This window comes from Pseudoclavibacter terrae, assembly GCF_008831075.1.
Classification (GTDB): Bacteria; Actinomycetota; Actinomycetes; order Actinomycetales; family Microbacteriaceae; genus Pseudoclavibacter; species Pseudoclavibacter terrae.
In genome coordinates, this window is the sequence record NZ_WBJX01000004.1 from 151831 (window position 1) to 172519 (window position 20689).

The 20689-nt window shown below is 69.3% G+C and carries 15 protein-coding genes, 1 tRNA gene and 1 other RNA gene; 6 read left to right on the forward strand and 11 right to left on the reverse strand.

Annotated features, from left to right (window positions below; translation table 11 throughout):
• The first annotated feature begins 36 nt into the window (after positions 1 to 36).
• Positions 37 to 1029 carry a DUF1852 domain-containing protein gene (locus tag F8O03_RS12495; protein ID WP_151424148.1) on the forward strand — a complete coding sequence of 331 codons (993 nt, stop codon included), beginning with the start codon at positions 37 to 39 and terminating at the stop codon, positions 1027 to 1029.
• A 20-nt stretch (positions 1030 to 1049) separates the two neighbouring features.
• Complete coding sequence (locus F8O03_RS12500) at positions 1050 to 2084, forward strand: methionine synthase (RefSeq protein WP_104252304.1); 1035 nt, start codon at positions 1050 to 1052, stop codon at positions 2082 to 2084.
• 52 nt (positions 2085 to 2136) lie between these two features.
• On the opposite strand, the gene F8O03_RS12505 is transcribed toward F8O03_RS12500, so the two are convergent.
• Entirely contained in the window at positions 2137 to 2739 is a 603-nt protein-coding gene (locus F8O03_RS12505; protein ID WP_151424149.1) for a thymidine kinase, read from the reverse strand.
• 91 nt (positions 2740 to 2830) lie between these two features.
• Positions 2831 to 3340 (reverse strand): GNAT family N-acetyltransferase, encoded by a 510-nt coding sequence (locus F8O03_RS12510; RefSeq protein WP_151424150.1) that lies wholly within the window; start codon positions 3338 to 3340, stop codon positions 2831 to 2833.
• Positions 3341 to 3428: 88 nt separating this feature from the next.
• Here F8O03_RS12510 and F8O03_RS12515 point away from each other — a divergent pair, with 88 nt between their 5' ends.
• Entirely contained in the window at positions 3429 to 4667 is a 1239-nt protein-coding gene (locus F8O03_RS12515; RefSeq protein WP_151424151.1) for an APC family permease, read from the forward strand.
• A gap of 319 nt (positions 4668 to 4986) precedes the next feature.
• Here F8O03_RS12515 and F8O03_RS12520 read toward each other — a convergent pair whose 3' ends face one another.
• From F8O03_RS12520 to pta, 7 genes are all read right to left on the reverse strand, one after another.
• Positions 4987 to 6477 carry a malate:quinone oxidoreductase gene (locus F8O03_RS12520; protein ID WP_151424152.1) on the reverse strand — a complete coding sequence of 497 codons (1491 nt, stop codon included), beginning with the start codon at positions 6475 to 6477 and terminating at the stop codon, positions 4987 to 4989.
• Between the two features lie 190 nt (positions 6478 to 6667).
• Positions 6668 to 7720, reverse strand: a complete 1053-nt coding sequence (locus F8O03_RS12525; RefSeq protein ID WP_151424153.1) for an aspartate-semialdehyde dehydrogenase — start codon at positions 7718 to 7720, stop codon at positions 6668 to 6670.
• Positions 7721 to 7745: 25 nt separating this feature from the next.
• A complete protein-coding gene (locus F8O03_RS12530; RefSeq protein WP_104252152.1) occupies positions 7746 to 9017 on the reverse strand; it encodes an aspartate kinase in 1272 nt (423 codons plus the stop codon).
• Between the two features lie 183 nt (positions 9018 to 9200).
• Positions 9201 to 9797 carry a recombination mediator RecR gene (gene recR / locus F8O03_RS12535; RefSeq protein WP_104252151.1) on the reverse strand — a complete coding sequence of 199 codons (597 nt, stop codon included), beginning with the start codon at positions 9795 to 9797 and terminating at the stop codon, positions 9201 to 9203.
• A gap of 42 nt (positions 9798 to 9839) precedes the next feature.
• Positions 9840 to 12818, reverse strand: a complete 2979-nt coding sequence (locus F8O03_RS12540) for a DNA polymerase III subunit gamma and tau (RefSeq protein ID WP_151424154.1) — start codon at positions 12816 to 12818, stop codon at positions 9840 to 9842.
• A 234-nt stretch (positions 12819 to 13052) separates the two neighbouring features.
• Entirely contained in the window at positions 13053 to 14240 is a 1188-nt protein-coding gene (locus F8O03_RS12545) for an acetate/propionate family kinase (protein WP_151424155.1), read from the reverse strand.
• Between the two features lie 54 nt (positions 14241 to 14294).
• The gene (gene pta / locus F8O03_RS12550; RefSeq protein WP_151424156.1) at positions 14295 to 16409 is read right to left on the reverse strand and encodes a phosphate acetyltransferase; all 2115 of its coding nucleotides are present in this window, start codon (positions 16407 to 16409) and stop codon (positions 14295 to 14297) included.
• A gap of 102 nt (positions 16410 to 16511) precedes the next feature.
• Between pta and ffs the strand changes: the two genes are divergently transcribed.
• The 3 genes from ffs to F8O03_RS12565 all read left to right on the forward strand — a co-directional run bounded on the left by ffs (position 16512) and on the right by F8O03_RS12565 (position 17550).
• An RNA gene (ffs, locus tag F8O03_RS12555) (signal recognition particle sRNA small type) lies at positions 16512 to 16608 on the forward strand.
• Between the two features lie 94 nt (positions 16609 to 16702).
• Positions 16703 to 17356 (forward strand): SDR family oxidoreductase, encoded by a 654-nt coding sequence (locus F8O03_RS12560; protein ID WP_151424157.1) that lies wholly within the window; start codon positions 16703 to 16705, stop codon positions 17354 to 17356.
• A gap of 106 nt (positions 17357 to 17462) precedes the next feature.
• A tRNA-Ser gene (locus tag F8O03_RS12565) sits at positions 17463 to 17550 on the forward strand.
• A 282-nt stretch (positions 17551 to 17832) separates the two neighbouring features.
• Here F8O03_RS12565 and F8O03_RS12570 read toward each other — a convergent pair.
• Positions 17833 to 18972, reverse strand: coding sequence for a hypothetical protein (locus tag F8O03_RS12570; RefSeq protein ID WP_151424158.1), 1140 nt, complete (start codon positions 18970 to 18972; stop codon positions 17833 to 17835).
• Between the two features lie 267 nt (positions 18973 to 19239).
• Positions 19240 to 20589: a hypothetical protein gene (locus F8O03_RS12575; RefSeq protein ID WP_151424159.1), complete on the reverse strand. Its 1350-nt coding sequence runs from the start codon at positions 20587 to 20589 to the stop codon at positions 19240 to 19242.
• Between the last annotated feature and the right edge of the window lie 100 nt (positions 20590 to 20689).

A 20689-nucleotide genomic window follows, 5' to 3' on the forward strand; every position in this document is an offset into this window, starting at 1 on the left:
GGCCTGCCGGCCTCACGACTCCCGGATTGGCCTCACATGGCGAACGACATCACGTTCAACATCACCACCACACGCTTCGACGAGCACTACGCGCCGTCGGAAAGCTCCCGCATCACCACGAACTTCGCCAACCTGGCCCGCGGCGAGCACCGCCAGCAGAACCTGCGCAACGCCCTCACGATGATCGACCGGCGCTTCAACGACCTCGCCCGGTGGGACAACCCCACCGGCGACCGCTACACGCTCGAGCTCGACATCATCTCCGCCTCACTGCAGTTCGACGACGACGGCGACGACCGGGAGTTCCCCCTGCTCGAGGTCCTCGACATCGGCATCGTCGACCAGCACACCGGCAAGCGCCACCAGGGCATCGTCGGCAACAACTTCTCCTCCTACCTCCGCGACTACGACTTCAGCGTGCTGCTGCCAGCCGCCAACGCGGGCGGCACCGGCTTCACCCTGCCCGACGGCTTCGGCGAGCTCCACGGCAAGCTCTTCCAGCACTTCCTCGACTCCCCCGCCTACCAGCAGCGGTTCCACAAGTCGCCCGTCATCTGCATCAGCGTCTCCACCAGCAAGACCTACACGCGCACCGACAACCACCACCCGGTCCTCGGCGTCGAGTACCGACAGGACGACTACTCGCTGACCGACCAGTACTTCGGCAAGATGGGCCTCCAGGTCCGCTACTTCATGCCGCCAGGCAGCGTCGCACCCCTCGCGTTCTACTTCCGCGGCGACCTGCTCAGCGACTACTCGCTCCTCGAGCTCACCGGCACGATCAGCACCATGGAAGCGTTCCAGAAGATCTACCGCCCCGAGATCTACAACGCCAACTCAGCCGCGGCCAACGTCTACAGCCCCACACTCGACCAGCAGGACTTCTCCCGCACCGAGATCGGCTACGACCGCGAAGAGCGCAGCCAGCTCGCGAAGACACAGGGCGCGTACACGGCCGAGCACTTCGTGAAGCCCCACGGCGACGTGCTGGATGCGTGGGCCGCCAACTACTCCGTCTCCGCCCGATGACCGACGAAGGATCGACGACCATGAACACCCTCCTCCCCGTTGCCAGCGTTGGCAGCCTCCCCAAGCCGTCATGGCTCGCCAAGCCCGAGGTCCTCTGGTCGCCCTGGGAGCTCGAGGGCGCGGCGCTCGTCGAAGGCAAGCAGGATGCGCTGCGCATCGCCGTGCAGGAACAGCGTCGGCGCGGCGTCGACATCATCAGCGACGGCGAGCAGACCCGCCAGCACTTCGTAACGACGTTCATCGAGCACCTCGAGGGCGTCGACTTCGAGAACCGGGAGACGGTCCGCATCCGCGACCGCTACGACGCGAGCGTCCCCACGGTCGTCGGCGCCGTCAGCCGCAAGCAGCCCGTCTTCCTCGACGACGCGAAGTTCCTGCGCGCACAGACCGACCAGCCCATCAAGTGGGCGCTCCCAGGGCCGATGACGATGATCGACACCCTCTCCGACCGGCACTACAAGAGCCGCGAGAAGCTGGCGTGGGAGTTCGCGACCATCCTCAACCAGGAAGCCAAGGAGCTCGAGGCGGCCGGCGTCGACATCATCCAGTTCGACGAGCCCGCCTTCAACGTCTTCTTCGACGACGTGGCGGACTGGGGAGTCGCAGCCCTCGAGCGCGCGGCAGAGGGCCTCCGCGCCGAGACGGTCGTGCACATCTGCTACGGCTACGGCATCAAGGCGAACAACGACTGGAAGGCGACCCTCGGGGCCGAGTGGCGCCAGTACGAGCGGACGTTCCCGCTCATCCAGAAGTCCTCCATCGACATCGTCTCCCTCGAGAGCCACCACTCCCACGTGCCGACGGACCTCGTCGAGCTCATCCGCGGCAAGAAGGTCATGCTCGGCGCCATCGACGTGGCAAGCGAGCAGATCGAGACGCCGGAAGAGGTCGCCGACACCCTCCGCAAGGCCCTCCAGTTCGTGGATGCCGACAAGCTCATCGCGAGCACCAACTGCGGCATGGCTCCCCTGCCGCGCGACGTCGCCTACGGCAAGCTGAGCGCACTATCCGCGGGCGCTGCGATCCTTCGGGCAGAGCTGGGCGAGCAGGCCTAGCCGCCAGCCCGGGATGAACGCGACGGGGTCGGGTGCGCCGGTCCGATACGACCTAGGCGCGCCCGGCCCCGAGGCGTCCGTGCGACGCCTCGAGATAGCAGTTGCCGCACATCGACTCGTAGCTGACCTCTCCCTGGTCGATCGCGACCTGGCCGCCGTCGAACACGAACTCGCCAGCAACGCGGCGGCCGTTGAAGATCGCCTTCCGTCCGCAGCGACAGATCGTCTTGAGCTCCTCCAGCGAGTGCGCGATCTCGAGCAGCCGCTGGCTGCCGGGGAACGCGATCGTCTGGAAGTCGGTGCGGATGCCGTACGCGAGCACGGGGATGCCGTCGAGCACCGCGATGCGCAGCAGCTCGTCGACCTGCCAGGTCGTCAGGAACTGCGCCTCGTCGACGAGCAGGCACGAGATGGGCTGGCCGTCGGCAACCAGCGCCGCGAGCTGCTCGCGGGGGCTGTCCTCGGCACCCACCAGGATCTCCACGCGCCTCGTCATACCGAGGCGAGACGCGATCTCACCCTCAGCCTTCGTGTCGACCGCGGGCTTCGCGAGCACAACCCGGTGCCCACGCTCCTCGTAGTTGAACGCGGCCTGCAGCAGCGCCGTCGACTTGCCCGAGTTCATCGCCCCGTAGCGGAAGTACAGCTTGGCCATGGTCCTCCTCGTTTCAGGGCTGAGCCCGGTCGATCGTACCCGCCCGCACCGACATCCGCCCAGCTCGCGCCGCCGCCACCGGCGGACAACGTCAGAGCCGCTTGACCATCTCCAGCTCCCGCTGCCGACGGTTCAACGGGTACGGGATCGTGGAGCCCGTCGCGACGAACCCGCGCCGCTCGTACGCGGCCCGGGCCCGCGCATTGTCCTCGTGCACGTGCAGCATGAGACCGGATGCGCGCGACGACGCCCACGCCTCGACCTCCCCGAGCAGCGCATCCGTCACCCCCGCCGCCCTGCCACGGTAGCCCTCCGCCACGTAGACGCTCACGAGCATGGGCCACGGCTCGTCGCGGAAGGAGACGCACCCCATCGTGCCCACCCAGGTGCCGCCGTCGAGCTCGGCGACAAGCGAGATGCCGTCGGCGGCATCCCCCCGGGCACCCCGCCTGCGCCACTCCCGCTCATCGTGGCCGAACGCCTCCGACAGGGTCTCCGTGTACGCGATCGGAGTGTCCTTGAGCATCTCGAGCCTGATCGCCCGCACAGCCCGCCAGTCGTCTGGCATCGTCGCACGAATCGTGAACTGAGCTTCGGTCATCGCACGAGCGTACTCGCCGCGCGGCGTTCACCTGCCGCCTCTATCGTCACCTGAACGGCAGAGTGACACGGACGAGGTGGGGCAGCGGATGACGACAGGTGCGGGGCCGAAGAAGATCGGCACGCTCGGCGCGACGGCCATCGGCGTCTCCGCGATGCTCGGCGCCGGGGTCTTCTCCGCCTTCGCACCGGCGGCCCAGGCGGCGGGCGGCTGGCTCCTCCTGAGCCTCGCGATCGCGCTCGTCGTCGCCGCGAGCAACGCCGCCTCGACCGCGCAGCTCGCGCGCCAGCACCCCGGAGCGGGCGGCGTGTACCTCTACGGTCGCGAGCAGCTCGGCGAATGGCCAGGGTTCCTCGCCGGCTGGGGGTTCGTGATCGGCAAGACGGCGTCCGTCGCCGCCATGGCCATCACCGCCGCCGCCTACCTCGTACCCGAGCCCTTCGCGCGGCCGGTCGCCCTCGCCGTGCTCGTCGCCGTCACGGCGGCCGGGATGCTCGGCATCACGCGCACCGCCGCCGTCGCGACCGTCATCGGCAGCGTCGTGATCGCTGGGCTGATCGGCGTCCTCATCGTCGCCCAGGTATCTCCACCGCTGTTCGGCTCATCGAACGAAGACGACAGTGTCTTCTCCGCACTCGGGGTGCTGCAGGGCGCCGGCATCCTGTTCTTCGCCTTCGCCGGCTACGCCCGCGTCGCGACGCTGTCCGAAGAAGTGCGAGATCCGCGACGCACTGTCCCCCGCGCGATGCTCCTGTCGTTCGTCATCGTCAGCAGCTTGCTGGCAGTCCTCGGCTGGGCCCTGCTCAACACCCTCGGCCCGGGCAGGCTCCCGCTCACCCCGGCCCCGATCGCGGCGCTCGTCGAGACGCAGCCCGTCGCGGTCGCCGCGGTCAGCGTCCTCGCCGCCGTCTCGTCGATCGGCGCGCTCTCGGCCGTACTCGCGGGCAGCTCCCGCACCGCGATGGCGATGGGACGACGACGCGACCTCCCTGCTGCGCTGGCGCAGCAGCATCCGTTGACCGCAGTGCCGAGGGCCGCGGTGCTCGCCGTCGCGCTCGGCGCCGCGCTGCTCATCTGCGTCGGCGACATCCGCGAAGTCATCGGCTTCTCGAGCGCCGGCGTGCTCGTGTACTACCTGATCGCCAACCTCAGCGCCCTCACGCAGGCGCGTGAGCACCGTAGTGTCCCTCGCGGTGTGTCGGTGCTCGGCGCTGTGGGCTGCGTCACCCTCGTCGTGACCCTGCCGCCACTGGCCCTCGTGTCGGCCCTCGCGGTCTTCCTCGTCGGCGTCGTCGCGCGCCTCGCGCTTCGGGCGAGACGCGGCTGACCGAGCGCTCGCAGCCATGCGACGGCGACCGCGGCAACGCGGCCGCGCCACGGCCGCTCGCGGCACGAACGGGGTCGACGCGGACAGTCAGGGTGACGAGGCGACGACCATCGCCGTCTGAGGCAGCATTTTCGACCTCACGTCACCTTGATTGGCACGTGAGGTGTCGACAACGACGCAGACCCACCTCACCATGACGCGCTGGCGCGGTGAGAGCTCGAAGGCCCCAGCGCTCCGCACGCAGCGAAGCCGCCCCGCTTGCGCGGGACGGCCTCAGGAGCGTGCGTCGACTGGCCGGGTGCTGCCCCGGCCGAGTCGCCTAGTGCGCGTTCAGCTCGAGCGCCTCAGCGCTGGCGGTCTGCGTCGAATCTGCGAGCTCGGCCGACGAGTTCACGTCGGTGCCGAGGCTCGGCACGAGCGCCTCGAGCTTCGGCGCCCACTCGGCCTTCTTCTCCGGGTAGCAGCGACCGAGCAGGTCGATCATGACCGGAACGGCGACGGATGCGCCGGGCGAGGCGCCGAGGAGACCGGCGATCGAGCCGTCCTTCTTCGCGACGACCTCGGTGCCCATCTGCAGGATTCCACCGCGCTTCGGGTCCTTCTTCATGACCTGCACACGCTGGCCGGCCGTGATGAGACGCCAGTCGGCGGCGTTCGCCTCGGGGAAGAACTCCTTCAGCTGCTCGAACTTCTTGTCCTTGCTCGCGAGCACCTGGCCGACGAGGTAGGTGACGAGGTCGAAGTTGTCCTTCGCGACGGCGAGCATCGGGATGAGATTGTGCGGTCGCAGCGACTTGACGAGGTCGAGGTAGCTGCCCGTCTTCAGGTACTTGGGGCTGAAGCCCGCATACGGCCCGAACATGAGGGCCGGCTTGCCGTCGACGACGCGGGTGTCGAGGTGCGGCACCGACATGGGCGGAGCGCCGACCGACGCCTTGCCGTAGACCTTCGCGAGGTGCTTCTGGACGACCGCGGGGTTGTCGGTGCGCAGGAACTGACCCGAGATCGGGAAGCCGCCGTAGCCCTTGATCTCCTCGATGCCTGACTTCTGGAGGAGCGGGAGCGCCCCGCCGCCGGCCCCCACAAACACGAAGCGGGCGCGGGTGACGTTCTTGCGACCCTTCTGCTCGCCAGCGAGCTGCTGCGTCGCGATCTGCCAGATGCCGTCGCGCTGCTGGCGGAGCGCGATGACCTCCGTGTTGAGGCGCAGCACAGCGCCCCGGTCGACGAGGCCCTGCACGAGCTTGTGGGTGAGCGAGCCGAAGTCGACGTCGGTGCCCGCGGCTACGCGAGTCGCCGCGATCTTCTCGCCCGCCGGCCGGCCCTCGACGAGCGTCGGAGCCCAGGCCTTGATGACCTCCGGGTCGTCCGAGAACTCCATCGTCGAGAAGAGCGGCTCGGTCTTGAGCAGCTCGAAGCGGCGGCGCAGGAAGTCGACGTTCTCAGCACCGCGCACGAACGTCATGTGCGGCACGGAGTTGATGAAGCCTGACGGCTCGGGCAGCTCGCCGGCCTCGACGAGGGTGGCCCAGAACTGGCGCGACACCTGGAACTGCTCGTTGATCTGGATCGCCTTGGACGCGTCGATGACGCCGTCTTTCTCAGGCGTGTAGTTGAGCTCGCAGAGGGCGGCGTGGCCCGTGCCCGCGTTGTTCCACGGGCTCGAGCTCTCCTGAGCGAGCCCGTCGAGTCGCTCGATGATCTTGATGCTCCACTCGGGCTCGAGCTTCGAGAGCAGCGAGCCGAGGGTGGCACTCATGATGCCCCCGCCGATCAGAACGACGTCGTAGATCTTCTGTGAATCAGTCACCGAATCAGTCTACGACGGGGGCGGATGCGCATCCGCTTCACGTGGGCAGCGGGGCCTGCACATTCGTCGGTTTTTGCTGTTTTCGAATGGTCTGCACCCGAAACAGGGGCCAGGCCGCCTCGACCACTCCCGTGAACGCAAAAACGGACACCCGTGAGGGGTGCCCGTTCTTGCGTCTGCGACGTGGTGACTACGCCTTCGCGGCGACCAGCTCCGCGATCTGCACCGCGTTGAGCGCGGCGCCCTTGCGGAGGTTGTCGTTCGAGATGAACAGCGCGAGACCACGGTTGCCGTCGACCGACTGGTCCTGGCGGATGCGGCCGACGAGGCTCGGGTCCGCACCGGCTGCCTGCTGCGGCGTGGGCACGTCGACGAGGGCGACGCCGGGTGCCTCGGCGAGGAGCTCGCGGGCGCGGTCGGGCGTCAGCGCCTCTGCGAACTCGGCGTTGATCGACAGGGAGTGGCCGGTGAAGACGGGCACGCGCACGCACGTTCCGCTCACGCGCAGCTCGGGGAGGCCGAGGATCTTGCGGCTCTCGTTGCGCAGCTTCTGCTCTTCGTCGGTCTCTTCCGTGCCGTCGTCGACAACCGAGCCGGCGAGCGGGATGACGTTGAACGCGATGGGCGCGACGTACTTGTCGGGGGCCGGGAACTCGACGGCCGAACCGTCGTGCACCAGCCCGAGGAGCGCGTCCTCACCCTGCCCGACCGCCGCGACTGCCTGCCCCGACAGCTCGCGGGCGCCCGCGAGGCCAGAGCCGGACGTGGCCTGGTAGGTCGACACGATGAGGCGCTCGAGGCCGGCGGCCTCGTGCAGCACCTTCAGGACCGGCATGGCGGCCATCGTCGTGCAGTTCGGGTTCGCGATGATGCCCTTGGGCGGTGCGACGATCTCTTCCGGGTTGACCTCGGAGACCACGAGCGGCACCTCGGGGTCGCGGCGCCAGGCGCTCGAGTTGTCGATGACCAGCGCGCCGGCGGCGGCGAAGCGCTCGGCCTGCGCACGCGATGTGGTCGCTCCAGCGGAGAAGAGGGCGATGTCGATGCCGCTCACGTCAGCGACGGCCACGTCTTCGACCGTGATGTCCTCGCCGCGGAACGGGAGGGTCGTGCCTGCCGAGCGGGCCGACGCGAAGAAGCGGATGCTCTCGACCGGGAAGTCGCGCTCCTCGAGGAGGGTGCGCATGACGGCGCCGACCTGGCCAGTCGCGCCGACGACGGCGACGTTCAACTTGGTGCTCATGAGTGCTCTTTTCTGCTCGACCGCGTCAGCGGCCGGTGCCTGCGTAGACGACTGCCTCGGCGTCGCCGTCGAGGTCGAACGCGGTGTGGATGACGCGGGTTGCCTCGGTGACGAGGTCGGCCTGCGTGATGATCGAGATGCGGATCTCGGAGGTGGAGATCATGTCGATGTTGATGCCGGCATCCTTGAGCGCCGTGAAGAGCTTCGCGGTGACGCCGATGTTCGTGCGCATGCCGGAGCCGACGAGGGAGATCTTGCCGATGTCCTCCGTGAGGCGCAGCGACGCGTAGCCGATCTGCTCGCCCTCCGACGCGATGGCGTCGAGCACGCGCTGCGCGTCCGCCTTCGGCAGCGTGAAGGAGATGTCGGTGACCTTCGTGTCCTGCTCGGACACGTTCTGCACGATCATGTCGATGTTCGCGCCCTGCTCGGCGACGATCGTGAAGATCGCGGCCGCCTTGCCTGGCACGTCAGGGACGCCCGCGATGGTGATCTTGGCCTGGCTCAGGTCGTGGGCGACACCCGCGATCATTGCTGCTTCCACTTCGTACTCCTCTGCCCGATCTGGGTTGTAGACGATGGTGCCCTCGTGGTCCGAGAACGACGAGCGGACGTGGAGCGTGACTCCCTGTCGGCGTGCGTACTCGACGGCGCGGATGTGCAGGACCTTCGCGCCGGAGGCGGCGAGCTCGAGCATCTCCTCGCTGGAGATGTAGTTCAGCTTGTGGGCCTTCGGCACGATGCGCGGGTCGGCGGAGAAGACGCCGTCGACGTCGGTGTAGATCTCGCAGACGTCCGCACCGAGGGCGGCCGCGAGCGCGACGGCCGTCGTGTCGGAGCCGCCGCGGCCCAGCGTGGTGATGTCTTTCGAGTCGCGGTTGAAGCCCTGGAAGCCGGCGACGATCGCGATGGCCCCTTCGTCGAGCGCTTCGCGAACACGCACGGGGGTGACGTCGACGATGCGCGCGTCGCCGTGCGTGGAGTCGGTGATCATGCCGGCCTGGCTGCCCGTGTAGCTCCTGGCGTCCATGCCGAGGTCCTTGATGGCCATAGCGAGGAGTGCCATCGAGACGCGCTCACCGGTCGTGACGAGCATGTCGAACTCGCGTGCGTCCGGAATCGTCGCGATCTGGTGCGCCAGGTCGATGAGGTCGTCGGTGGTGTCGCCCATTGCGGAGACGGCCACGACGACGTCGTTGCCCGCTTTGCGGGTCTCGACTACTCGGCGGGCCACTCGCTTGATGCTCTCCGCATCCGCGACCGATGATCCGCCGTACTTCTGGACGATCAGACTCACGTGTCTTGTCTCCTCCGGTTCAGGATGCGCGTCGAGCTGTGCCCGCGCGCCACAAGCTCCCATCCTATCCGGCGGGGGCATGCCGTTCCTAGCGCGGGCGGCGTTCGTTTCCGTTGATTGCAGGGCCGTGACCGAGTCGCGACAACCTGGAGGACGGTGAGGGCGGCGGGTGTCGTGAGCCGGTCAGTCGATGGCGCGGCGTCCGGAGAAGGCGCGGCCGAGGGTGATCTCGTCGGCGTACTCGAGGTCGCCGCCGACGGGGAGGCCGGACGCGAGCCGCGAAACGGGCACTCCGATGCTCGTGAGGAGCCTGCTGAGGTAGGACGCGGTGGCGTCGCCTTCGAGGTTCGGGTCGGTCGCGACGATGACCTCCTTCACCTCGCCGGATTCGAGCCTGGCGAGGAGGGTGCGGATGTTCAGGTCGTCGGGGCCGATGCCCTCCATGGGGTTGATGGCTCCTCCGAGAACGTGGAAGAGGCCGCCGAACTCGCGGGTGCGCTCGATGGCGGCCACGTCCTTCGGCTCCTCGACGACGCAGATGACGGTGCGGTCCCGGCGCGGGTCCCGGCACACGTTGCACTCGGGACCTTCGCTGACGTTGCCGCAGACGGTGCAGAACTGCACCCGCTCGCGGACGGTGGCGAGGATCTGCGCGAGCCGCGACACGTCGAACGACTGCGTCTGCACGATGTGGAACGCGATGCGCTGCGCCGATTTGGGGCCGACGCCTGGCAGCCGACCGAGTTCGTCGATGAGGTCCTGGATGATGCCTTCATACATGGGTCAGAGTCCCCGGCCTTCGGATGATGCTGCAGACACGGCTCAGTAGCCGCCGTCTTCAGGTGGTGGTGGTGCGGAGAAGTCGTCTTCGGGTGGCAGCTCGACCGCTTCGGGCTCGGGCACGATGATGTCTTCGCCGATGAAGCGGGCGCCGAGTCGTTCGCGCACGATCGCCTCACCGTAGCGCTCGACGCCGGGAATGACGGGCGCGCTCGCGACGCGCTGGGTGCGCTTCGGGGCGGGCGGCACCGCGGGCGCCTGGGCTTCGTCGACCGCTGCGGTCTGCGTCGCGACAGGCGCTTCGGCAGGGGCCGAGGCGACGGCGGATGCAGCTGGCGCGGACGCTGCTGACGCCCGCGTCGCGGAGGCCGCACCCTGCGCGGTCCCTGCCCCCGGGATCGCGGCGGTCGCCCATCCGGACCCTGGCCCGTCGTCGGGGAGGGACTGTTGGCCGGGGATCTTCGCGACGGTCCAGTTCAGGCCGCTCGAAGGGCCGGCGGCCGAGGTGGCCTGGGCGGAATGCGCGGCGGGAGCTTCCGCGTTCGCTGCTGGGGTCGCTGCAGCACGCCCACGCTGTCCGGCCTGTCCGGCCTGCGACCGAGGAGCCGCCGCACCCCCGGACGCTCCCTGCGCGCGGGCCGCGTCGGACTGTCGGCCTCGCGCCGGGTCGGGCTCCGCGGGGGCTGGCGCTGGCTCGTCGGCGCGGTTGGCCGCCTGGGCGCTGCCTGCCCCGCCCGTCGCTGCCCCGCCAGGGCGCTGCGGCTGGAACTTCACCGTGATGCCGAACATCTCGTTGATCGCGGTGCGGAGCACGGCGCTCGGGGAGTCGGTTGCGCCCCGCTCGCCGCGGAACTGGTCGAGCACGGCTCGGGACGGCACCTCGAAGACGAGCAGGTCGCCGGCGAGGTCCCGCGGGTGCACGGATTGCGCGACGCTCCAGGCGTGCGTGCCGCCGAGGTCGCGCATGCGCTCGAGCAGCGTAGGCCAGGCGTCGCGCAGCTGCGCGAAGACGGGGGGTTCAGCGGATGCGCGAGCCGCCGTCGCGTGCGGAGCGGGAGCGGGAGCGGGAGCGGCGGCTCCGCCGGGCGCAGCCTCTGACGCCGGCGCGGGTGGCGGCGCGGGCGCAGGCGCGACTTCGGACAAAGGCGCCGTTTCCGGCGCCGATGCGACGTCCGGAGCCGACGCAGGTTCCGGCGCTGGCGTGAGGTCAGGATCCGGAGCGGATCGCGGCGCTGACGAGGTGTCTCGCGCAGTTCCGAGTGCAGCAGCTTCGATCTCCGGAGCCGTTTCGGTGCCGGGCGCGGACTCGACGTCCGACGCAGGTGCGCCGCCCGAGACGGAATCTGCGGCGGAGTCTGCGACGGGCGGGGCGGCGGCCTCGGCGTCGGCGTCGGCCTCGGCCTCGGCGGGAGCGTCGGCCGGCGCGTCGCTGCTGCCCGGAGCGAGGACAACCGGCTCCGGCGCAGCCGGCGCGGACACGGTCGCAGCCGTCGCCGGCACGGTCGGCTGCGGCGCAGACACGGTCGGCTCCGGCGCAGCCGTTGCCGGCGCAACTCCGGAGCCCGGAGTGGCCGCGGCCCACGATGCTGCGGCCAGACGTGCGGCGGAGGCGGTGTCCGGCTCTGCCGCTGAGGGGACAGAAGGAGCAGCCGGAGTGACGGGAGGCGCTTGGCGCTCACTCGGCGCCGAGTCGGCATTCTGCACCGGACGCGGTGCGGACTGGGCCTCGGGCTGTCGCTCCGAGGAGGGCTCCGGCGCTGCCGCGGGAGCGGACTCCTGGACAGGCGCAGCAACAGCGGAAGCGGGCAGGGCAGCAGGCGCGGCAACAGCAGGCGCGGCCGCCGCAGCCGCGAGTCGCATCGGGGACGTGCCTGGCGCATCCGCCACCGCGAGCAGCGTGCCGCTGTCGATGAAGTCAGCGCGCGACGCGACGAGGATGCGCGCGACGAGCAGCTCGAGGTGGAGCTTCGGCGAGGTGACGCCGCTCATCTCGGTGAGCGTCTCGTTGACGAGGTCGGCGATGCCGGTGAGCGCGGCGGGCGAGAACCGGCCGGCCTGCACGCGCAGGGCCTCGACCTCATCCGCCCCAAGGCCGCGAAGGACCGCTCCGGCGCCTGGCCCTGTGGCCTTGGCGACGATGAGGTCGCGCAGACGCTCGAGGAGGTCCTCGACGTAGCGGCGCGGGTCCTGGCCAGACTGGATGACGCGGTCGACGGCAGTGTAGGCCGCGGCCGGATCTGCGTCGGCGAAGGCGTCGATCGACTCGTCGAGCAGCTCCTGACCCGTGAAGCCCAGCAGCGCAGCGGCGCGCTGGTAGCCGAGGAGGCCCGTCTCGGAGCCGGCGATGATCTGGTCGAGCAGCGAGAGCGTGTCTCGCGCCGAGCCACCGCCTGCGCGCACGACGAGCGGGAGCACGCCGGGCTCAGCCGTGACGCCCTCGCTCGTGCAGAGCTCTTCGACGTACTCGAGCATGAGGGCCGGCGGGATGAGCCGGAACGGGTAGTGATGCGTGCGCGAGCGGATCGTGCCGATGACCTTCTCGGGCTCGGTCGTCGCGAACACGAAGCGCACGTGCTCCGGCGGCTCCTCGACGACCTTGAGCAGGGCGTTGAAGCCGGCCGAGGTCACCATGTGCGCCTCGTCGATGATGAAGATCTTGTAGCGGTCGCGGCTCGGCGCGAGGATGGCGCGCTCGCGCAGCTCGCGCGCGTCTTCCACGCCTCCGTGGCTGGCCGCGTCGATCTCGAAGACGTCGAGCGACCCCCCGCCATCGCGCGCCAGCTCGACGCAGCTCTGGCAGACACCGCACGGGGTGTCGGTCGGCCCCTCGGCGCAGTTCAGGCAGCGGGCGAGGATGCGCGCGGAGCTCGTCTTGCCACAGCCGCGTGGGCCGGAGAAGAGATACGCGTGGTTGACGCGGCCGGTGCGCAGCGCGGTCATGAGGGGTTCGGTGACCTGCGACTGCCCGATCATCTCGGCGAAGTTCTCAGGCCGATAGCGGCGGTACAGGGCTGTGGCCATGCGCTCCATCGTAGACGGCACCACCGACATCCGGCGCGGCCCCGGCTTCACCTGTGGGCGACTCCGATGTCCGCGGCGGCGCAGACACCAGCTCTGCCAGCAACGTGGCCCTGCACAGCGTCCGAAACGGAATCGCCGCCAGCCAAGTGGCCCTTCAGAGGACCCCAGAAGGGCCACTTCGCTGGCAGCAATCGCTCCGGTGGGACGAGCATGGGCGGCGCGCCCCAACCGGGCTCAGGCGATCGCGGCCAGACTCTGGCGCGCGATCTCGAGTTCCTCGTTGGTCGGGACGACCAGCACCTCGATGCGCGAGTCGTCGGCCGAGATGCGGCGCGCATCCCGCGATGCCGACTCGTTGCGCTCGGGTGAGAGCTTCACGCCCAGCCATTCGAGGCCGTCGAGCACCTCGGCGCGCAGCTTGGCGTCGTTCTCGCCGATGCCCGCCGTGAAGACGATCGCGTCGGCGCCGCCGAGCAGCAGCATGTACGCGCCCAGGTAGTGGCGGATGCGGTGCGCGTAGACCGCGAGGCCGAGCTGCGCGCGCTCGTCGCCGGCGCTGGCCTTCTGGCGCACGTCGCGCATGTCACCGGAGCCCGTGAGCCCCAGGAGTCCCGACTTGCGGTTGAGGAGGTCGTCGAGCTGATCGATCGTGTATCCGCCGCGGCGCGACAGGTGCACGAGGACGGCGGGGTCGAGGTCGCCGGTGCGGGTTCCCATGACGAGCCCCTCGAGCGGCGTCATGCCCATGCTCGTCTCGACGGAGCGGCCCCCGTCGACCGCGCACATGCTCGCGCCGTTGCCGATGTGGAGCACGATCGTCTTGAGGCCGGCGAGGTCGCGCCCCAGGAAGCGGGCGGTCTCCTCGGACACGAACTTGTGGCTCGTGCCGTGCGCTCCGTACTTGCGCACGCGGTGCTCCTTCGCGACCTCCGCATCCAGTGCGTACAGCGACGACGCCTCGCTCATGGTCGTGTGGAACGCGGTGTCGAACACCGCGACGTGCGGCGTCTGCGCGAACACGTCGCGCGCGCCCACGATGCCCTCGAGGTTCGCGGGGTTGTGGAGCGGGGCGAGCGGGATGAGGTCCTCGATGTCCTGCAGCACCTTGCCGTCGATGACGGCCGCGTCGAAGAAGCGACGCCCACCGTGCACGACGCGGTGCCCCACGACGACCGGCGGGAACTCGGCGAGGTCCGGCCCGTGCTCCTCGAACCCCTCGAGCATCGCCTCGAAGCCCCGGGTGTGGTCGGGGATGTCCGCCTCGCGGGTGATGATCGCTCCCCCGGTCTTGTGGGTGACGCTCGCGACGCCCTCGCCGATGCGCTCCACGAGGCCGGACGCGAGCGTCTCCTCGCGTTCCATGTCGATGAGCTGGTACTTGAAGGACGACGAGCCGGAGTTGACGACCAGGACGATGCTCATGGGCACCCTTTCTCGAGACCCGCGGGGAGCGGGAAGAACGTGCGGCTGAGGCCTCTACGAGCCTTGCGCCTGGATCGCGGTGATGGCGACGGTGTTGATGATGTCGGAGACGAGCGCGCCGCGGGAGAGGTCGTTGATGGGCTTGTTGAGCCCCTGCAGGATCGGGCCGATCGCCACGGCGCCGGCGGAGCGCTGCACCGCCTTGTACGTGTTGTTGCCCGTGTTGAGGTCGGGGAAGATGAAGACCGTCGCACGGCCGGCCACCTGGCTGCCCGGCATCTTCTTGCTCGCGACCGCAGCATCCGTCGCCGCGTCGTACTGGATCGGCCCCTCGACGAGCAGCTCCGGCATGCGCTCACGCACGATGCCGGTCGCCGTGCGCACCTTGTCGACGTCGGCGCCGGAGCCCGACTCGCCCGTCGAGTAGGAGAGCATCGCGACGCGAGGCGCGATGTCGAACTGGCTCGCCGTCTCGGCCGAGGAGATCGCGATGTCGGCGAGCTGCTCCGCCGTCGGGTCCGGGTTCACGGCGCAGTCGCCGTACACGAGGACGCGGTCGGCGAGGGCCATGAGGAACACGCTCGAGACCACGGAGACGCCAGCCTTGGTCTTGACGATCTCGAAGCCGGGGCGGATGGTGTGCGCGGTCGTGTGGGCCGCACCCGAGACCATCCCGTCCGCGAGGCCCAGGTGCACCATGAGGGTGCCGAAGTAGCTGACGTCGCGCACGCGCTCGGTCGCGGCCTCGATGGTGACGCCCTTGTGCGAGCGCAGTCTCGCGTACTCATCGGCGAAGCGCGCGACGTAGTCGGGGTTGCTCGTGCTGAGCACGTGGGCGGCGGAGATGTCGACGCCGAGCGCGGACGCACGGCCACGCACCTCCGACTCCTCACCAAGGATCGTGATCTCGGCGACCTCGCGGGCCAGCAGAGAGCCCGCGGCCACGAGGATGCGGTCGTCGCTGCCCTCCGGAAGCACGATGTGCTTGCGGTCCGAGCGTGCACGGTCGAGGAGCGTGTTCTCGAACATGAGCGGCGTGACGACCAGCGACTGCTTCACGTTGAGGAGCGCCACGACCTCGATGGCCGGGATGTGCTGCTCGAACTTCGCGAGGGCGAGGTCGATCTTGCGGCGCGAGATTCCCGCGGCCGCGAGTCGGCCGCGCGTCTGCATGATGCGCTGCGCCGTGTCGTAGGTGCCGAAGTTGGTGCGGATGATCGGCACCTCGACGTTGAGCCCGTTGATGAGCCGCTCGATGGCCGGCGGGAACTCGAACGGGCCGTTCACGACGATGCCCGTGAGGGACGGGAAGGTCTCCGCGCGCTGCGCGAGGAGCACGGCGAGCAGCACCTCGGTGCGGTCGGCCGCGATGACGACGACCGCGCCCTCCTTGAGGCGTTCGAGGACGTTCTGCATCGACATGCCCGCGAGGACGATGCCGAGCACCTCGCGACCGAGCAGCTCGCGGTCGCCGTAGACGAGCTCCCCGCCCACCGCATCCAGCAGCTGCGAGAGCGAGGGGGCCATGAGCAGCGGCGTCTCGGGGATCGCCCACACGGGCACCTTGTGGCCCAGCTCGCGCAGAGCCCGCTCGGCGACAGCTCGACGCACCTCGTCCGTGGCGTTCTCGTCGGCGCGGTTGATGGTGATCGCGAGCAGCGTCGCGTGCGCGGCGTCGAGTTCGGGCAGGGTCACCTCGAGCGCCTGCGCGAGCTGCTCCGGGGTGCGCGGCTGGCCCTTGTCGGCGTCGAGGCCGGTCAGGACGAGAAGGACCGGCGCGCCGAGGTTCGCGGCAACCCTCGCGTTGAAGCCCAGCTCGGCCGGGTTGCCGACGTCGGTGAAGTCGCTGCCCACGATGACGACCGTGTCGCAGCGGCGCTCGAGGGCGCGGTACCGGGTGACGATGCGGGAGAGCGCCTCATCAGGGTCGGCGTGCACGTCGTCGTAGGTGACGCCGAAACCGGATTCGTACTCCGGGCCGCGGTTCTGCGGGTCGAGCTGCGAGAGGAGCAGCTCGAGGATGTCGTCGCGAACTTCGGCGCTCTGCACGATGGGCCTGAACACACCCACGCGCCCGATCGAGCGGCTCAGGGCGTTCACCACTCCGAGCGCGACGGCTGACTTGCCAGAGTGACCCTCTGATGACGTGATGTAGATGCTTGTCCCCACGCCTCGCAATGCTAGTCGGGTGATGAGTCAGCGGGCTGTCGCGATCCTGCCAATTGCGGATGCACCGGATTCGCGTCTCGCGCCCATCGCGCTATGATGGTCGACGGCTCCTCGCGTGGCGCCATCCAGGCCAACTCCCCCAGGGCGGAAACGCAGCAAGGGTAACCGGGCTCTGGCGGGTGCGCGGGGGGTCTTTTCTTTTCCCCGCCGAACTCTGCCACTCCCGCGGCCTGGCAGATCGCCCGCGGCGAACGCTGGCCTCGAACTCAGACTCACCAGCTTGACTGGGCGGCATGAGAATCGCAGTCATCGGTGGAAACGGTCAGATCGCACGCCTTCTTACGACCCAGCTCCTGCAGCGCGGGCACCGTGTCACGAGCGTCGTCCGAAACCCGGAGCACGTCGACTCCCTCAAGGAGCTCGGCGCGGATCCGGTGATCGCCGACCTCGAGCAGAGCACGCCAACAGACCTCGCGAAGCAGCTGGGGCACGTGGACGCGGTCGTCTTCGCGGCGGGCGCCGGCCCCAACAGCGGTCCCGAGCGGAAGCTCACGCTCGACCGTGACGGGGCGATCCTGTCGGCGGATGCGGCGGAGCTCGCCAACATCCGGCGCTTCGTCGTGGTCTCGGCGATGTCGACGGATTCCTTCGATCGCGACTCCGACGACACGTTCCAGGTGTACCTGCGGGCGAAGAGCGAGGCCGACGCGAACATCCGCGCCCGCAGCGCGAAGCTCGACTGGACCATCGTCCGCCCGGGGGGACTCACCGACGACGACGCCACTGGCAGCGTCAAGATCGGCGAGCAGGTCGAACGCGGGTCCATCCCCCGCGCCGACGTGGCAGCGGTGATCGCCGCCCTCCTCGACCGCCACGCCGGCATCCACAAGCAGTTCGAGGTCGTCTCCGGAGACGAAGAGATCGGCGCAGCAGTCAAGAAGCTCTAGCCGAGGGCCCGCCGGGCCTCCCTCTCTTGAGCGATTTGGTGCTCGCGTTCACGAACGGTCGCGGGAACCGGTATGCTCTTTCGAGGTGAGCGCCTGGCGCTCCCGTGGAGGATTCGCCTAGTGGCCTATGGCGCACGCTTGGAAAGCGTGTTGGGTGAAAGCCCTCAGGGGTTCGAATCCCCTATCCTCCGCCATGTGCACGAAAGCCCCGACCAGGGATCCCCGGTCGGGGCTTCCGTCATTCGCCCACCCTCGTCGACGTGCCGACCACAACTCCGCCCTGCTGGGCGCCGGCGGGCGCAAACACGTGGAAAACACACGCTCGTGGCTCGAGGAAGCTGCACTTCCCGCATGTCTGTGGTGAGCCGGCGCATGCAGAGCAGAGCCGAGCGGATGCGGGCGAGCGGATGCGGGCGAGCGCACGAAAGAGGGCGCCACCCGAAGGTGACGCCCTCTCAGCGCAACTCGATGAGGCGCTAGGCCTTCTTGGCTGCCAAACGGCGAGCGACGAGCACGCCGGCGCCGGTCGCGAGCGCGAGGAGGCCGATGCCAGCTGCACCGAAGACGTCCTCGGCGCCCGTGGTGGCGAGCTCAGGGGTCTTGTGGCCCGTGTTCGTGCCACCGTTGCCCGCGGGAGCCGCGGTCGACGTGGGCGCCGTCGTGGTGCCAGGCGTCGCCTCGGCGATCAGGAACGTGAACGTTGCGGACAGGCCGCTCGACTGCGAGAGCGTCACCGTGTACTCACCGACGGGCAGCGGGGCACCCGACTGGTTGATGAGGACGCCCGGGTAGGTGCCGTCCTCGGCGACGACGGAGTCGTCGGTCGGGTCGACCGTGACCGAGGAGCCGTCCGGGTAGACCACGGTGATGTCGAGCGCGAGGCCAGGCGTGAAGTTCTGCGCCGTGTACGTGATGTTCTCCGTGGGGAGGAAGCTGTCCGCGTTCGCGTAGGCGACAGGGGCTTCGACCGTCGGGGTCGGCTCAGCGGTCGGCGTGGGCGTTCCCGTGGACACAGCCGCGACGTTGAAGCCGAACGTGACGACGTTCTGTGCGGGAGCGCCAGCCGCGTCGACGTAGTCCTGGGTGACGGTCACCGAGTAGTCGCCCTCGTCGAAGAGCGCCGTGTTGGTGATCTCGCCGGCGTAGGAGCCGTCTTCTCCGACGTTCCAGCTGTTGCCGGCGCCCGCGGGCACCGCCTGTGCGGTTCCGTCGGGGAACGTGAGCGTGATGCTCGAAAGCGGAGCCTCGGGCGCGAGGCCCGTGAGGACGTAGGTGATGCCCTCGTCCGGCGTGAAGCTCGGCTTCGTCGCCGCGCCCGCAGCGGCCGGAGCCTCTGCCGTCTCGGTGGGCTCGGCCGGCGCCGACTCGTCGGGGGTCGACGTCGGCGTCGACTCCTCGGTCGGGGGCGTCGTGGCCGGGGCCGACTCGGTGGGAGTCGTCGTCTCGGTCGGCGTCGCCGACTCGGTGGCGGCCGGCGTCTCGGCGGGCGTTGCTGGCGGCGTGGTGGTCGCTGCAAAAGCGGGTGCAGCGGTCAGCACGGCGCCGCTGGCGAGCACACCGAAGGCGATCGTGAGGGCGGATGCGCGCTTGCGCGACGAAGAGAATGAGGAAGCCATAACCCAAGACTGGCCTGACTCACAGGTGATGTCCAGAAGGCTTCAGACGATTTCGGTGGGTTCCGCCCGGATTTCGAGTGCCGCATTCGGGACAAACCCCAGATGAACGCCACTTTCTTCGACCATTGGTTGACCGCTTTTGAACGTGGGGACTTCTTCCCACTTGATTGAAAAATCATGGGAGATCACCCCCGCCGTAACGCACGAGCGGGGCTGGACACCGTATGGTGCCAGCCCCGCTCAGCGTCAGTGCAGGTCGTGCGGTCGTCAGCTCTCGCGACGGCGACTCAGGAAGCGCGCCCCGGTGACAGCCGCCGCGCCGAGCCCGAGGACCAGGAGGCCGATGCCGGCGGCACCGAACGCATCCTCGGCGCCCGTCGTCGCGAGGGACTTGCTCTGGGCCTTGCCCTTGGTGTCCGCGTTCCCGCTCCCGGTGCCGCCATTGCCAGCCGGTGCGACTGTCGAGCTCGGCGAAGCGTCGGAAGTCGCGGGCGTCTCACCGGTGACGGCGAAGGACGTCGTCGCCGTCTGCTCCTCTGCCGGCGCATCCGCCTCGAGCTCGACCGCCGCGGACGACTCCGCGGGGGCCGTCAGGTCGGACTCCTCCTGGACGATCAGCGGCACACCTCGTGCGGAGTCAGCCGCCGGAGCGCCAGTCTCTTCACCCACGGCCGGGTTGATGCTCGTCAGGGTGATGCCATAGTCGCCAGCATCCCAGGCACCGTCGTAGGTGATGATTCCCGCGTAGTTGCCTTCCGCATCCGGAATGATCGGCTCGGCCGACTCGAACTCCGCAGTCGTGTTGTCGGGGAGCAGCAGCGTGAGGCCGAGCTCAACGCCAGGCGTGAAGCCGGTGGCGACATACGTGATGCCCTCAGCAGCCTCCTCCTGTGTGTAGCTGGCCTGCTCGGTGGCGACGGCCGGTGCAGCGGTGGGCGCCTCGGTCTCGGTCGGCTCCGGAGTCACCGTCTCGGTGGCGGTGGGCGGAACGCTCGCCGTCTCGGTCGGCTCGAGCGTCGGCTCTTCGGTGAGCGTGGGCTCTGGCGTCTCCGTGGAGGTCTCGGTCGGCTCAGGCGTGGCCGTCTCGGTCTCCGTGGGCTCAGGCGTGGCCGTCTCGGTCTCCGTCGGCTCAGGCGTGGCCGTCTCGGTCTCGGTGGGCTCAGGGGTGGCGGTGCCGGTGGGCGCCACGGCCGAGAAGCCCGTTGAAGCCTGCACGTCGTCCGACTCGAAGAGCACGACCGAGTAGTCACCCTCGCTCCAGTCCTCGTCGCTGGTCAGTTCGGCGCTGACGGCGCCTGATGCGTCGACTTCGTGCGACTCGGTGCCCCAGGACCAGTTCGTCTGGCCCTCTGGTCCGACGACTCGCACGTACACGAGGTTGCCCGGCGTGAATCCCGAGCCGGTGACCGTGAGGCCGGGGGCATCAGCGGAGATCGAGTCCGCAGAGACCGATGCGGATGCAGTGCTGGTCTCACCATCGACGCTCGCGTCTACCTGGTCGCCGTTGGCGGCGAACGAGGGCGCTGCCGTGACGGCGACTCCACCGGCAACGACGCCGAAGGCGATGACGAGGGCCGTGGTGCGAGCGCGAGCGCTCTTGAGGGTGTCGGAAAGCATGAAAGGACGCTAACACGGCGGATTATTGTCCGTCGAGGCCGAAAACGGGTCAAGCGACACGCGGAAAGTCGCGATTCTCGGTCGACACACCAGTCACATT